This is a genomic window from Streptomyces rubradiris, assembly GCF_016860525.1.
Classification (GTDB): Bacteria; Actinomycetota; Actinomycetes; order Streptomycetales; family Streptomycetaceae; genus Streptomyces; species Streptomyces rubradiris.
The window spans coordinates 1,202,906-1,217,468 of sequence record NZ_BNEA01000015.1; the positions used below are offsets into that span (position 1 = coordinate 1,202,906).

Annotated in this window: 9 protein-coding genes and 1 pseudogene; 5 read left to right on the plus strand and 5 right to left on the minus strand. The window is 69.1% G+C overall.

Annotation, left to right across the window (positions count from 1 at the left end; genetic code table 11):
- Positions 1–141: 141 nt before the first annotated feature.
- From Srubr_RS18660 to Srubr_RS18670, 3 genes are all read left to right on the plus strand, one after another.
- The gene (locus Srubr_RS18660; protein ID WP_189999581.1) at positions 142–1,413 is read left to right on the plus strand and encodes a DNA cytosine methyltransferase; all 1,272 of its coding nucleotides are present in this window, start codon (positions 142–144) and stop codon (positions 1,411–1,413) included.
- Positions 1,413–2,591, plus strand: coding sequence for a DnaB-like helicase N-terminal domain-containing protein (locus Srubr_RS18665; RefSeq protein ID WP_189999523.1), 1,179 nt, complete (start codon positions 1,413–1,415; stop codon positions 2,589–2,591). Before Srubr_RS18660 ends, Srubr_RS18665 begins: the two co-directional genes overlap by 1 nt.
- Positions 2,592–2,656: 65 nt before the next feature.
- The gene (locus Srubr_RS18670) at positions 2,657–4,039 is read left to right on the plus strand and encodes a DUF317 domain-containing protein (protein WP_229926990.1); all 1,383 of its coding nucleotides are present in this window, start codon (positions 2,657–2,659) and stop codon (positions 4,037–4,039) included.
- Between the two features lie 202 nt (positions 4,040–4,241).
- On the opposite strand, the gene Srubr_RS18675 is transcribed toward Srubr_RS18670, so the two are convergent.
- On the minus strand, positions 4,242–5,624 hold the full coding sequence (locus Srubr_RS18675; RefSeq protein ID WP_189999521.1) for an IS110 family RNA-guided transposase: 1,383 nt from the start codon (positions 5,622–5,624) through the stop codon (positions 4,242–4,244).
- A gap of 84 nt (positions 5,625–5,708) precedes the next feature.
- Here Srubr_RS18675 and Srubr_RS18680 point away from each other — a divergent pair, with 84 nt between their 5' ends.
- The gene (locus Srubr_RS18680) at positions 5,709–6,074 is read left to right on the plus strand and encodes an XRE family transcriptional regulator (protein ID WP_189999520.1); all 366 of its coding nucleotides are present in this window, start codon (positions 5,709–5,711) and stop codon (positions 6,072–6,074) included.
- A 536-nt stretch (positions 6,075–6,610) separates the two neighbouring features.
- On the opposite strand, the gene Srubr_RS18685 is transcribed toward Srubr_RS18680, so the two are convergent.
- On the minus strand, positions 6,611–7,501 hold the full coding sequence (locus Srubr_RS18685) for a DUF5655 domain-containing protein (RefSeq protein ID WP_189999519.1): 891 nt from the start codon (positions 7,499–7,501) through the stop codon (positions 6,611–6,613).
- A 440-nt stretch (positions 7,502–7,941) separates the two neighbouring features.
- On the opposite strand from Srubr_RS18685, the gene Srubr_RS18690 reads away from it, so the two are divergent.
- Positions 7,942–8,750 (plus strand): IS5 family transposase gene (locus Srubr_RS18690; RefSeq protein WP_373319166.1). Its coding sequence is split into 2 segments (ribosomal slippage): positions 7,942–8,289 and positions 8,292–8,750, totalling 807 coding nucleotides; the frame shifts between segments, so codons are not numbered across the junction.
- Between the two features lie 304 nt (positions 8,751–9,054).
- Here the strand turns inward: Srubr_RS18690 and Srubr_RS18695 are convergent.
- From Srubr_RS18695 to Srubr_RS18705, 3 genes and pseudogenes are all read right to left on the minus strand, one after another.
- Positions 9,055–9,240, minus strand: coding sequence for a hypothetical protein (locus tag Srubr_RS18695; protein ID WP_203855037.1), 186 nt, complete (start codon positions 9,238–9,240; stop codon positions 9,055–9,057).
- A gap of 1,040 nt (positions 9,241–10,280) precedes the next feature.
- A pseudogene (locus Srubr_RS18700) lies at positions 10,281–11,007 on the minus strand (transposase); the annotation flags it as partial.
- Between the two features lie 498 nt (positions 11,008–11,505).
- Positions 11,506–14,517: an FG-GAP-like repeat-containing protein gene (locus tag Srubr_RS18705; protein WP_229926981.1), complete on the minus strand. Its 3,012-nt coding sequence runs from the start codon at positions 14,515–14,517 to the stop codon at positions 11,506–11,508.
- Positions 14,518–14,563: the final 46 nt, after the last annotated feature.

The following is a 14,563-nucleotide window of genomic DNA, read 5'->3' on the forward strand; positions in this document are numbered from 1 at the left end:
CGAAGTTCTCGACCCTCCTCTGTCAGCTGCTTCTCAGATGAAAGGCCAGCCCCTGCCTCAATCCGACATATCCCGCCCAGTCCATACAACCGTGCAGTTGCGGCACATCCGGAGCGACTTCGGGGTGACCGTGTGAGGCGGATCATCCTTGATTTGTTCGCCGGCTGTGGTGGTTGGAGCCACGCCCTCAGCGTTCTCGGGGCCCGCGACATCGGCCTGGAATGGGACACCTGGGCCTGCGAAACCCGCGCCGCAGCCGGGCAGTTGACCCTCCAGACCGATGTCGCCCGCTACCCCGCGTGGATCTTCTCCGGGCGTGTCCTGGGGCTGATCGCCTCCCCGCCGTGCCAGGCGTGGTCGATGGCCGGCAAGCGCCTGGGTCTGGTCGACCAGCCCCTCGTCCACCAGGCCGTCGCCGACCTCGCCGCCGGTCGTGACACCCGCGACCAGCTCCTGGCCGCGTGCGCCGACCCGCGCTCCCTGCTCGCCGCCGAGCCCATGCGCTACCTGCACGCCCTGAACGCGGTGGGCGAGCCGGAGTGGGTGGCCATGGAGGAGGTCCCCGACGTCCTGCCCCTGTGGCGGCAGTACGCCGCCATCCTGCGCACCTGGGGGTTCTCCGTGTGGACCGGGATCCTCAACGCCGCCGACTACGGCGTCCCCCAGACCCGTCGCCGCGCGTTCCTGCTCGCCTCCCGGGTGCGTACCGCCGCACCCCCGCCGCCCACGCACGCCCAGGTCGCCGAGCCGGAGTCGCTGTTCGGGCCCGGCCGCGCCCGGTGGGTGTCGATGGCCGAGGCCCTGGGGTGGGGCCGGACCGACGGCCCGGTGCCCACCGTGTGTGCCGGCGGGGGCCCGGGAGGCGGCCCCGAGCCCTTCCCCTCCGGCTCCCGCAAGACCCTCGCCGATGCCCGCGACCGGGGAACCTGGACTCCCCACCCGGGCGGAGCCGTCCTGCGATCCCGTCGTGAAGGGCCGGCCTGGGCCGCCCGGCCCGGCTCCGACCTGCCCGCCGACCGTCCAGCGCCGACGTTCACCGCCGAAGCACACCGCTGGGTCTGGTCCCTGCGCAGCAACAACCAGACCAACGCCACCGTCCGGTCGATCCGGGAGCCGGCCGGGACGCTGTTCTTCGGGCACCGCGCGAACGAGTGCACCTGGGTCGCCGAACCCGCCGCCCCCAGCCCCGGCGACACCGCGGGCAAGACCATGGTGGTACCCGAGCCGATCAAGATCACCGCCCGGGAGGCGGGCATCCTGCAGTCCTTCCCGGCCGACTACCCCTGGCAGGGCAACAAGGGCCAGCAGTTCTCCCAGATCGGCAACGCCGTCCCGCCCCGGCTCGCAGCCCACCTCCTCGCCCCGCACCTGAACGTCCCCTTCCGCCCCGACGACTTCACGCTCGCAGCCTGATGCCCCGCACCACCCACCCGCACAAGGACGGCCTCGGCGCCAGCGCACCGTCGCCGCCGGGCTACTTCGCCGAGCAGGCCCTGCTCGGCGCCCTCCTGTCCGAACCGCACCGCCTGCCCGACGTGACCGGCATCAGCCCCGACGCGTTCACCACCCCGGCGCACGCCGCGGTGTTCGCCGCGATCCAAGCCCTGCCGACCCCCGCCCCCGTCGAGACCGCCGATCACGCCGCCGCGCTCGCCGCCCTGCGTGCACGGCCTGCCGCCCCCGGCCCGGGCAAGCACGCCGAGCACATTGCCTGGCTGGGCAAGGTGCTCACCGTCGCCCGCGGGCAGGCCCGCGGGCTGACCGCCGCCCACCTGCACACCCTCATCAGCGCATGCCCCACCCCCCGGCACGCGCCCGCGTACACGCGGATCATCCAGGCCGAGCACGCCCGCCGCCGCCTGCACAAGGCCGCCCAGCGCCTGACGCACACCGCGCGGGACACCTCGCTCCCCCACCCCGTGCCGAGCACCCTGGCCGAAGCCGACGCCCTCGCCGGTGTCGTGGACGCCATCGCCGCCGCGTTCCCGCCGCACTCCGGCTCCCTGCCCCGCACCCCCCTACCCCCGCAGGAACCTCCACCCGATGGCGAAGAGGCCACCCAGGAGGAGCGGCTGCTGCTCGCCACGGCCACCGCACGGCCAGCCGAGACGGAGCAGATGCGCTGGCTGACGGAAGAGGACTTCACCCTCCCCCTGCACGCCGGACTCTGGCGATGCCTGACCACACTGGTGCGCCAGCGCGCCCCCGTCGATCCCGTAACCGTCCTCTGGCAGGCCCAGCAGCGCGGTGTCCTGAACGGTGTCGATGACCCACGGGAGGTGCTCGGTTTCCTCACCCGGCCGGACGTGTCCGCGCCCTACCTCGGCGAGCGGATCCTGCGCCGGTCCGTCCTCGCCACCGCCCACCACGCCGGCCGCCGCATCGAAGCCTTCAGCGACGACCCGGCCAACAGCCCCTACCAGCTCGTGGTCGGCAGCCGCCGCGCCCTCGCCGAACTGACGGCCATCCGCACCCGCTGGCAGCAAGCCACCTCCCCGGCAACCGGCCCCCCGCCCCGCACGACCCGGGCGGTCCGGCGCACCGGCCCCGCTCCCACCACGGCAGCCTCCGCCGGCCGCCTCACACGCTGACCCCGACCATGCCGGTGGACGGGCCCCGACCGGGTCCGGCCACCGGCAGAAAGAGCACATCCCGAGTGACCGAACCTGCCCTCGACGCCCACGTCCGCCTCGACACCCACCCCACGCACTCCAGCGCCGTGACCGCGACCGTCACGGGCACCAAAGCTGATCGTGCCCTGGCCATCCTCCTGGCCGACGGCTGGGAGAACGCCGCCGAGAACACGCTCGTCCTGGTCCGTATCGACCACGAGGAGCCCTACTGGGCCAACGAAACCGCCGGCAAACTCCACGCGGCCGGGATCCCCACCCAGATCAGCGACCGGCTCCGCAAGGCCATCCACGAGGAGTGGACCTGGGCCGACTACCCCATGCCCTGGCTCACCCGGTCCGAGATCCGGGAGGTCTCCGACCAGGCCCAGAAGCTCTACGACGACATCCGGCACAGGCGGCTCCTCATCCACGCCCACGCCCACGACGGCCACACCACCGTCGCGGTCGGCACCTACCTCAATACAGGCAAGAGCGTCTACCTCCACGGAGAGAACCACCTGCGGCAGATCGCCGACACCTTCGACTCCCCCGCCCAGGCCCTCACCATGTTCGAACGCGTCCACGGCGACAGCATGCGCCCCGGCCCCGCGCCCCTGACCGACACCGAGCGCCAGACCGCCCAAGCCCGCACCATCCTCGGCACACCGGACACCGGCACGGAATCGCCTGTGGCCCAGCCCGAGCCCGCCCCCGAACCAGAAGTCGTGCCGGCGTACGCCGCCGACCCCGGCGACCACGACGCCCTACTGGAGGAGTTCCTCGCCGCACACGGCGAGTGGCAAAAGTGGAGCACCTGGTCCGACGACACCACCCACGCCATCCACGAGTCCCAGACCCTGCGCATCGAACGCGTCCACCAGGCAGACCCCCGGGAGACGTCCTGGACCGTGGCCGCGTACGAAACGCCGGTCTCCGAACGCATGTGGCACCTCACCGCCACCGACACCGCGCCCGCCCCCGTGCTGAAGGCCCTGCTGGACCAGCTGGACGACACAGACACGTGGGAAACAGTCGCTGGCAGCCCGATCACGGACAAGACCGTCACCGAAGCCACGCGCCCCCTCACTGATGCCGGGTGGAAGCACACGGTGGACGGACGATGGATCCGCTGGGAAACCCCCCAGAAAGACGCCGGCGTGCAATTCGATGCCTTCGCCGCCCAGAACCCCGGCCACTACCTCCCCACCTGGACCCTGTGGGCCGGACAGAACCCCGACCGCCCCACCTGGGCCATCCACGCCTCCACCTACACCCCCGCCACCCTGCTCTCCCACCTCACCGGAGAACTCGCCGAGGGAATCGGAATACGTCAGCCCCGTCCACCGCAGGCGAAAAAGGCACACCACTACGCTCCCGCTACGCCCTCCGGAGCACCTCAGCAGCCACCAGCCCATCTACGGCGTTGACCGGTCGGTGGCCCAGCTGGGAGGGGAATCGTGATGTGAGGTGGGTGGGCGGCGTGGCCGCCATTCCCGCGTAGGGGCTCGCAGGCCCTGGGATAAACGGGCGTACCGCGCGCCCACCCACCTCTCCCGCCCGGGCCGAGGGCGGGGGCCTTCGCCGCTTCAATCGGCGGACGCCTCCGCTCTCGGATCGGCGGCCTGCCCGTCAGGCAGCCCAGGGGCGGCCGAGGACGTGCCGGTAGATCGTCTGCCTGCTGACATCGAACGCCTTGGCCACTGCCACGACGGTGGCGCCGGGTTGGGCGAGGAGTTCGCGCGCGTGGCTGATCTCGTCCGGGGACAGCGGGCTTCGCCTCTGCAGCGCGGGGGCATCCGGCCGCTCCGGGTCGTAGCCGAAGGCGACCGCGTCGTCGTACGGCAGGCCGGTGGACATGCACCGGTACAGGCATAGAACGAGTCGGCGGCCGAGCTTGCGCAGGGCGGTGGCGTGCGCATCTCCGGCGGCACGTCGCCGCCGGTAGTAGTGCTGTGCTCCCGGCGACTGCATGGCCAGGCTGAACGCGGCCGTGTGCAGTGTGCTGCGGAGGTGGACGGAGGAGGCCCGGCGGAAGGCGACACGGGTGGTGGTGCCGGAGGCCCAGGTGAGCGGAGCGACGCCGGCGTAGGCGGCCAGGGAGCGCCCGCTGCCGAAACGTTCCTCGGGCCGGTCCCCGATCTCGGCAAGCAGGTAGGCCCCCAGGACAGGACCGATCCCCGGGATTCGGGAGATGAGCGGGTAGTGCCGCTGGCGGGTGTAGTGCGCGTGCATGTCCTTCTCCAGGGCTGCGGCCCTGGAGACCGCGCGGTCCAGGACGGCCACCAGGTCCCTGATCCGCACCGACTCGGCTTCCTCCACCTGCGGGTCGAGAAGCATGGCGGGCCGACAGAACAGCAGGTGCAGCCGCTCGGCTTCGTCCTCCACGGCCCTGGTCCGGCCGGCCTGCCGCAGGAGTTCTGCCAGCCGGGCCCGGGTGAGCTTGCTGGCGGCGCGAGGTCCGGGAGCTGCGGCCAGCACCGTCATGGCCTGGGCGTTGCGCAGCCCGCCGAGCCGGGAGGGCCAGGCAGCCGCAGCCGCAGGCCAGAACCGGGTCAGGGCGGCACGCAGACTGTGTGCGGCTTCTACGCGGGCCGCGACGGCGGCGCGGTGCGTGTGGGTGAGGGTCCGCAGCGCCTGGGCTTCGGGGCTGCTGGCGACGACCGGCCGGCAGACCCCGGCGCGGACCATGGCCGCGAGCATCCGCGCGTCGGCACGGTCCGACTTCGCGATTCCCAGAGCACTCCGGTGGCGGGCCGCGCGCGTCGGATCCACGTGCACCACCTTCATGCCAGCCGCCGCCAGGGCACGCGCGAAGAGGATGCCGGTGTCCTCGATCCCCGTGACGGCCGACCTCCACCGCCGCTCCAACGGGGCGAGAAACGCCTGGTATTCGGCCACCGGGTCGGGGGCGTCGGCGTAGGTGATGCGGCGCTCGGCCATCACGGTGCCGGCGTCGTTGAGCACGGCGAAGTCGAGCCATTTGTCCGACCAGTCGCATCCAACGAACAGCACAGTGCATCCCCCTTCATCACACAAACGGTGGTAGAAAAAATTACCACCCGGGATCGCGCGGGTCACGCATGGGGATCAGGGAAAATGAGACGTTCGAGGCACCAGGAGATAACGGTCACAGCGGGGTGGGACATGGCGCGGGAGGTGATCCCCCGGGACCACCTCGCCCACGGTGAATGGCCGTCCGGGGACCTGGCGGCCGACGCGCCACCCGGCGCTCACCTCGGCCAGGCTCTCGCGAAGAACCTCGCAGCGGCCATGGCCCAGCGGCGCCTCGGGCTCCGCGAACTCGCCCGGCTGGCCCAGTCGTCCCACCCCACGGTCAAGGCCGTCCTGGAGGGAACCCGGCTGCCCGCCTCACACACGATCCTCCTGCTCGAACTCGCACTGGACCTGCCGCTGTACCCCTCGCGGCTCTTCGAGCAGCTACGACCCACGGCCGACGACTGACCGGACGACGCCCCCTTCAGCCACGTGGACAGGGACGGGGACTCGCACGCCCATGCGCCGCCAAAGCCAGGCCGCAGAGCCGATTCCGCCCGAACACCGTGCAGCTGTCCAGGCGGTGCGAACAAGGCCGGCAGTCCGGACGCGCGGGGTGCAGGGGTGGAGGAGTGCGCCTTTCACCACCCATCGAGCCGCTACTGACCCGCTCCATGGCGGCGCTGCCGCTCTCCGATCCCGTGCTGTTCGAGCAGAGGGCCGACGACTTCCGCGTCATCGCGTTCACCGGCCGCGCCACGTTCCGGGTGGGAGATCGCGTGCCACTCGAGCGTTGGGCGCGGAAGGCGCCGCACACACCCTCATCATCGTAGTCAGCAGACACTGAGCGCTTCGCCGCGGTCGGGCAACATAGCTCGGGATCGCCGGTTAGCCAAACCGGCGATCCTGAACATCATTGATAGTCCACCGCCACCCTTCCATCCCTGCGTCGAAAGGCTCGCTGAAAACCACGCTTCCACAGAACGCCACGGACAGGAGCCGGCTCATGCCGCCGCGTAGCTGACTCGAAACAGGTCCTGCGCGCGCTCGACGTCCCTTTGCGTACGCAGTTGGACCTCCAGGTCGCCCGTGCCGTGATGGCCGAGTCCCGCCACATCGCGAGTGAAGCCGGGCACCAGGTCGACCTCCTTCGGATCGACCTTCAGGTAGACGAGGAGCTTGGTCCTCTGTGGCGGACAGACGCAGGCGAAGTTCCGCAGGCGCTGATACGCCCGGTACGTCTTGCGCTGAACGCGGGTCACGCCGTCCCCGAGACCGAGCAGTGTCTCGTCGAGAGCCTGCACCAGGTCGTCCAGCGCCGCGCTCGGGCCGGCGCCTCCTGCCCGCGCGACCGGCTTCCTGCGGGCCGCTCGCACTGCTGGCTGCCCGCCGCTGACGGAGGCCACGGTCTCAAGTCCGAGCAGGTCCCTGCCGAAGTACCGGTAGCGGACCAGGTCGATGCTGCGCCGGTGCTCACGCACGGCGTGCACGTCGTAGCGGGTGAAGTCCCCAGCGATGCAGATCAGCCTCGGACTGCTCCACAGCACCTGGGCCGCGGCCGGAGCCCCGAGCCGGTCGCGGACCAGGCGCTCGAACTCGGCCCGGTGGTCCACGAGCCAGCTCAGGTAGAACAGGCCCTGGTTGATGACGCCGGCGTCGACACCGCGCTTGTACTCCACGATGACAGGCGACCCGTTCTCGTCCAGACCGAGTGAATCGATCCTGCCCCCATGGACCGGCCCCGTGCTGTACTCACTCGCCAGGAACCGGACGCCCAGCAACGTCTCCATGTGCGCCTCAACATGGCCCTGCACATCCGCTTCCGTCTCAGCAAGACGCGGCGCGACCTCGGCCGCGCCGCTCTGTGTCATATGGAACAGCTTCAGGCCCCACACCTTCCCTTCCTCGGCTTCAAGATCCGTAACGCCGAGGGGCGCGGGATTGTTTCAACGAAGGTCGGCTAATCCGAAGGTGATGTGAGACCCTGCGCGTACGGACGTCCGATGCACATCGCGTCCCCCAGTCATCGGGAAGATACGTTTCCCCCATGCGTCCCCCGGCGTCCGAGGGGACGGCGGATAAAATCACGTTTTCCCAGGTCAGAGCCCATTCCACAAGCACTGGAGCGGGCGCCTTCTAAGCGCCCGCTCCGTCTCAATCACACGCACCGGCGTACGCAAGTTGTCCATGTCGATGTTGCGATCCTCTAACGCCCAAAAGGGCAACCGTCAGGCTGCGGCTCGACTCCCACGATGGGGAACAGGAGGGGGTTGCCAGCCTCGGCCGCCCCTAAGACGCCATTTCACTTGGCGTGATCTTGCGGCAGTCTGGGGTGATGACTGCTGCGCTTGTCGAGCGGATGGCACCGGATGACCTGTGGACGTTGTTCCAGCGGGTGGTGCCACCAGCGCCGGTGCGCCCGCAGGGTGGAGGGCATCGTCGGCGAGGGGACCGCGAGGTGCTGGCCGCGATCATCTTCGTGGCCACCTCGGGCTGCACCTGGAACCAGTTACCACCGGGATTCGGCCTGTCGGGCGTGACGGCCTTCCGGCGGTTCACCGAGTGGACCGAGGCCCGGGTGTGGGCCAAGCTCCACCGCCTGGTCCTGGACGAACTCGGTGCCCGGGGCGAGCTGGACTGGTCGCGGTGCGCAATCGACTCCGTCAGCGTCCGGGCCCTCAAAGGGGGCAGCTGACGGGACCGAATCCGACCGACCGCGGCAAGAAGGGATCGAAAATCCACCTCATCGTCGACCGCCAGGGCCTGCCCCTGTCGATCGGCATCTCCGCCGCCAACCTCCACGACAGCCAGGCCCTCATCCCACTGGTCCGCGGCATCCCGCCCATCCGCTCCAGCCGCGGCCCACGGCGCAGGCGGCCCGGCAAACTGCACGGTGACAAGGGCTACGACTACCGTCACCTGCGGCAATGGCTCGCATCCCGTGGCATCCGGCATCGTCTTGCCCGCAAGGACATCGAGTCCTCCCGGCACCTGGGCCGGCACCGCTGGGTGGTGGAGCGGACCGTGTCCTGGCTGTCTGGCTGCCGCCGTCTGCACCGCCGCTACGAACGCAAGCCAGAACACTTCCTCGCCTTCACCGCCATCGCCGCGACCCTCATATGCCACCGCAGACTGACCAAGTGAAATGGCGTCTAAGGGCGACCGCCAGGGCCAGTCCTCGAAGGCGTCGATGGCGCGGGGGTCGTTGCGGTCCTCGGCCGCCCCGAAGGGCGACCGCCAGTGACGGCCTTGCCGCCGGCGTTGCTGTACCAGTGATCGTTGCGATCCTCGGCCGCCCGGGGGGCCGCCAGCCCCAGCAGGGACGGCCAGATCAGGCGCTTCCACTTGTTGCGATCCTCGGCCGCCCCGGAGGGCGACCGCCACGCTGCCTGAGCAGCAAAATCAGCCTACCGTTCGCTCCCGAGTAGTGGAGCGACAGGCGACAGAGCTACTGGAGGAGGGTGCCGCGCACGGTGGCCGCGTCGTCGGTGAAGGAGTCCTCGAGGAGGATCAGCCCGCACTGGCGTGGGCAGTAGGTGTAGTGCTCCAGCCTGTCGGACCGCTGCGGGCGCTGCACCGGGCGGGCGTCCCGCTGCTCCGCGGGACCGACGCCACCCCGTTCGCGCCGGCCCACGGCGCGGGCCTCCACCGCGGGCCGGCCCTGCTCACCAGGGCGGGCGGCCCGCCGCGCGTACCGGGGATCTCATCGCCGGGCGGCTGGGAGTGCTTCCTCGGGGACATGGTCGAGGCGGGCCCCGGCTCATGGTGGACGGTCGGCTCAACCCGGCCAGGCTCAACCGGATCGCCGGCCGACAGGGCATCACGTACGCGAAGTCGTCGTAGCCGGAGTCCCTTTTCGATAGCTCGGATCGCTCGGCACGGATGACACGCTCCGCTCTGACGGACGCGGCGGCCGCCGGGGCCCACGGTCCGGAACCGCGGGGCGCGGCACCCGCATTCATCGGCCTACGCCTCGCGGTGTCGGGTTCGGTCGTCGCTGTCGCCTGGCTGTACCGCGAGTCCGGCGGTGGCGGCCCGACGTCGGCCTGAGTCTCGTACACCCGCGCGGATGTGCTGGGGCTTCCCGCCGGCCGTAGAGTTCAGGCGCCCTGATCAATCACCTGGAGGAGGAGCACCCGCATGCGGGCAGGCGCGATAACCATTGCCGTTGCTGCGCTGCTGGTCGTCGGCATCGGCACTGGAGCGACAGCGTGCGCGAGCGGTTCGGGGGCTGCCTCCCCCGCCCCGAGTCCCTCGCCAAGCACACAAAGGAGCAAGCCCGAGCCGTCTCGCCAGACGACGGAGGAAAGTCCTTCACCGAGCCCAGCGGACGCCTCTCCGTCGCCTTCCTACTCACGGCCGGCAACACCCAGTCCGTCCACGCCGCAACACGTGGTCCCCTCCTCCAGCGGCAACCCTACAGAGTGGCCGAAGAATGCCACGGTGGAGGAACTTCGTACCATGCGACCGGGCGTCGACCGGCCGAAGTCCTCAGGTGAGACTCAATGCGACTGGTTGCGTGAGCAGGGCATAGCGTGCTGATTCCCTAGTGACAGACCCGAACGGCACCGCGGGCGCTCGACGACCTCTCCTGCGGCAGTCGCACTGCGGCGAACGCGACTTTCATGGCGAGGTAGATCATGGCTTCCGAGCGGGCGGGCCGGGTCTCGTAGTCGCGGGCCAGACGACGAAGGTGTGGGTGCCGCCGCCGGAGTCGGTGCGGATCAGGGTCTGCCGTCCCGCCGGTACTGTTTCGGCAGCTGGGCCAGGGCCAGTCGGGTTCGGCAGCTGGGCCAGGGCCAGTCGGGCGGCGGTGTTGGAGCCCGCGCTCCCCGGCCTCAGCAGGCCCGTCACCGGCTCCCCGGACCCGCCGCGGCCATGGCCGACGAACCCCATCAGCGGATGGTGGCCGAAGGACTTCTTCCAGGTCGCCGCCGCATCCCGCTTCTCGGAGTGGGCCAGGACGGTGACGCCTTCCAGGTCCACGGTCACCTGCCCGCCGGTGTCCGGCGCCGCGTCACCGGCCGGCTTCCACACGTGCTCGCGCACGTTGGCCCGGGCAGCGCGGAGGGCTGTCCGGACCCGTGTCCCGCCGACGGCGAGGGTGTCGACGAGCCGGGAGACGGTCGGGTCGGAGGCCACCGGCCCGAACACCGCCGGCTCTGCCCGCAGCATGGCGACATCGCGCCAGGCAGCTCCCGCCCAGCGCCACCGCGAGCGCCACATTCAGCAGGACCTTGCCCGGATCGTGCACCGCCCGCGGTTTGCGCCACGGCGTCAGGGCTGCGGATATCGCGTGGTCCAGGTCGGTCTTGCGGACCGTCTCGACCAGCAGCACGGCCCGGCCTGGAAGACCACCGACCGCCCCGCCGCCCTCGACGCGGGCATGCGGGTAGGGCACCGCGCCGGGAGGGGCCGCTGGTCGGCCGTAGCAGGGGAAGCGGCCACAGAGACCAACTCCTTCAGTGGACATGCCGAAGGGGGCCTCCCGGGTGGGCGTGGTGCCCGGGAGGCCCCCTTCGGCGATGAGTTGGAGTCAGTGGCTGGTGAGTTCACGCCGGCGGTCCGCCAGGCGGCGGTCGGACCGGCCCAGCAGGCCGTCGTCGTACTGGTCAGCCAGGCGGTCGGCCTCCCCCGGCAGACCGCCCATGGGGACCGCCTGGTGGGCGCCGGCGCGAGCGCGGTACCGGCGAAATCATCCAGCGCCTCGATCAGCGTCGGCCTCTCATCGAAGGTCGGGTCTCCGCCCTCCGCGTCGGCCAGATCCTCTTCGACCTGCGCCCACTATGCGTCCGCTGCCCTCAGCTCTCCATTGGTCAGATGCTGGAGGTGGAGGCAGTAGGCGGCCGCGCCGTGATCGGCGCCTGCGGCGAGCCCCACCAACCGGGTGCGGCGTTCGTCAGCTCAGTGTCTGGAAGTCCAACCAGCCATGGGTACCGACCGCGGTAGGTGTACCGTGACCGGCGTTCGTAACGGCTGGGTAGAAGTACAGCCCTTTGCCGGTATCGGGGCTGGTTGCCCACAGGTCCGGCTTGCCGTCGCTGTCTGCGTCCCCACCCGATGTGATCAAAGGCCGGCTTGTGGGAGTCCAGCCGGTGCCGATTTGGGTTCGCGTCGTACTGTTACCCAGGCCTTCGCCGGACGGGCCGGATCCTGGGTAGTAGTAGAGGGTGCCGGTTGATCTCCGTCGGGCCAGGATGTCGACGTATTGGTTGTTGTCGACATCTCCGGGGGCGATGATGTCGTAGTCGGACCACCCACCGTTGCCGACGAGGACTGGCTCGTAGGTCTCATCGAGGTGGTAACTGCTGGCACCGTAGTAAAGCCAGAGCAGGTTGCCCTCCTTGACGAGGAGGTCGGGGAAGCCGGGAATGTCGACGCTGCCGTCATCGTCAACATCCAAGGGGCCGTCGACGTCGCCGATGGCGATGATCTGGTCGGCATCTTGCCAGTGGCTGTTGCCAGGATCGTAGACGGTGAGTTCCTGCCGACCGGTAGTACAGGCACCGGTGCTGGCCTGTTCGCCGACAGTGGTGCAGGCATAGCCGTAGCCGTTGTTGGAGTAGAGCTGCAGAGTCTTACTGCCGTCCGTGCCGCTGAGTGCGACAAGGTCTTCGTAACCGTCGTCGGTCCAGTCGCCGCGGTGGGTGATGGAGGCACCCTTGAAGTTGGTTGAGCCGGCTTCGGTGTATGCGCTCAGGGTTCCGTTACCAGTGCCGGAGTACTGCCAGAGGGCGCCATCGGATCGCACTCCGTACAGATCACTGTTGCCGTCACCGTTGAGGTCGCCCGGCTTGTCCTGGATGCTTGGGCTATTGACGTAGAAGAGGTATGCGGTGCGGTCGGAGACGTTGCCGCCCTGGTCGATGCTGCGGGCGTAAAGGAAGTGGGGTCCGGCCGAGGTCGGTGTCAGCCTGGCGTCCGTCGGCCCTCCGAGGGATGCGGGCGTGGCGGTGCGGACGGTGGCGTCCCAGTCCGTCCAGTACTCGTACTTCTTGACGTCGTTGACACCGCCGCTACCGAGGGTGAAGGTGCCTTGGGTCCTCACGAGGCTAGTGTCCTGCGGCCAACCGTCACTGCCGTCGGGGAACTGAGTTGAGGTGACAGTCGGTGGGTGGCTCGGGCGGGTGCTGTCGAATTGGAAGTGGCACTCAGAACTGAAGGCGCTGGTAGCGGAGCCGTCCTCGGCCCGTGCGTACCAGGTGAAAGTTCCGGTGCCGGCGATACCGGCGTCCTTGAGCAGCGCGGCGAGTTTGGTTTTGGAGACGACGATCTTGCTGATGGTCCCAGACGTGGTGGAGACGGTGCTGTTGACCTCGTTGGCCGCTCCACCGTGGCCTGTCGGCCACAGAAGGAAGTGGGCCTTGACGGTGCCGCCGTCAGAGTCGGTAAACCTACCGCCCAGGGTTACGTCGGTGTTGCCGAGCACCGTATACGGAGTGCTGATCCCGCAGTTCTTGCCGCTGTCCGGAGACGTGTACAGACCGGTGGGAGGGTTGGGGACGGTGTTGTAGGACGTGGAGAGGACCGCGCTGTGGGCGTCGAACTTTTTCCACGCGTAGACGTCGCTCTCGTTGTCTGCGCGCATGCCCAATGTAATGTTGGACCATTTCTTCGAAGCGGCGTCCTTGGCGGCCGATGTTACGTCGAAGGCGAGGTTTCCGGCCGGGCAGTTGCTGCCCCAGCCTAACGATTCATTGACAGACGACAGCGTCCGAGCCCAGGTCGGGCGGTTGTTCCACGTAGTGGAGGAGCTGATTCCCCCGGTGAGGCCGACCTGAACAATGCGGTCCGTGCATGACCACGACCAGGTGTTCTTGATCCTGAAGGTGGAATTGATGATCTGCTTGTTGGTGTCCCACAGCTTATTGGAGTCCATACGGAAGAAGGACTCGGCCAGGCCGTTTGTTTCGTTCTCGTAGCCCACACGTGCGGTGGTGGTGGAGGACCCGGAGCCGCCCCAGCCGACGCCGTTGTAGAAAGAGGAGTTCGGATACTTCTTATAGGCAATCGCCCATGCCTCGCGGGCGCCCGAGACGTATGGGTCGATGTAAACCGGGAACTCGGTGCTCGGATCGGTCAGTAGTTCCTTGTCCGGAGTGATCGACAGATGCGTGTCGGTCAATGTCACGTCCATCGCGGCCTGCTTAGCACCGTAACCGGGCTCGAACTCGCCAGTAGGAACGCCTGTCTCTTCATCCTCATTCTGGGGGCCCTGTGCGTTCGTACGGGACACTGCCCCAGGGGAGGCCGCAGTGGTGCTGTCCCACATGCGGGGAGTGGGGCTGGTGAACACCTCCTGCCCCGCAGGGTTGAGGGCAGTGAGGTTACCGTTGCTGTCGGCGTGCACTTCGACGCCGTCGGCGACCATGCCGTACTGCAGGGACGCCAGTCGTGAATTCTTCGCCGCCTCTGGGGTCTTCACCACCAGAAGCTGAGCGAAGCCGCTGGCTCCGGCCTGGAGCTTAAGATCCACATCCGGCAGTACATCCGGATACGTCACGCTGTCTGCGGCTACTACGGGATCGGGCAATGCGGTCGGCCAGGACAGGGAGATGCTGCGCCCGTCACGTGTGACCGTGGCCAGCGGTCCGTTGCCGCCTCCAGAGAAGGTCACGCTTACGGTGGTGGCCTTGGTCGACAGACTTCCATCGGAGTTGAGCTGGAGTGTAGCGTCGATTGGAACCAGTTTGTTGCCCTTGCGGACTCTCTCCGGAAGAGCGTGCTGGTTTTCAGTGTAGGTCCCGTCCGGATTCGCGTAGACCTCGCTGTCTTCGGTTCTCTTGGCAGCCACCTCGACTGGCTGTCCGGTCTTTACGGCTTCCTGAGAGGCTACCGCGAGCGGATCTTGCTGGACATCAGCAGACCCTTCTGCAGCGGGCGCCGCCAGGACAGCTGTCGATACGACCACCGGCAATATCAAGGACCCGACAGCCAGGGCAGATGCCCTTGGTAAA

Bases quoted from the DNA above. Each gene is read 5' to 3' on its own strand.
- Srubr_RS18665 (WP_189999523.1), top strand. From the start codon at position 1,413: ATGCCCCGCACCACCCACCCGCACAAGGACGGCCTCGGCGCCAGCGCA.
- Srubr_RS18680 (WP_189999520.1), top strand. From the start codon at position 5,709: ATGAGACGTTCGAGGCACCAGGAGATAACGGTCACAGCGGGGTGGGAC.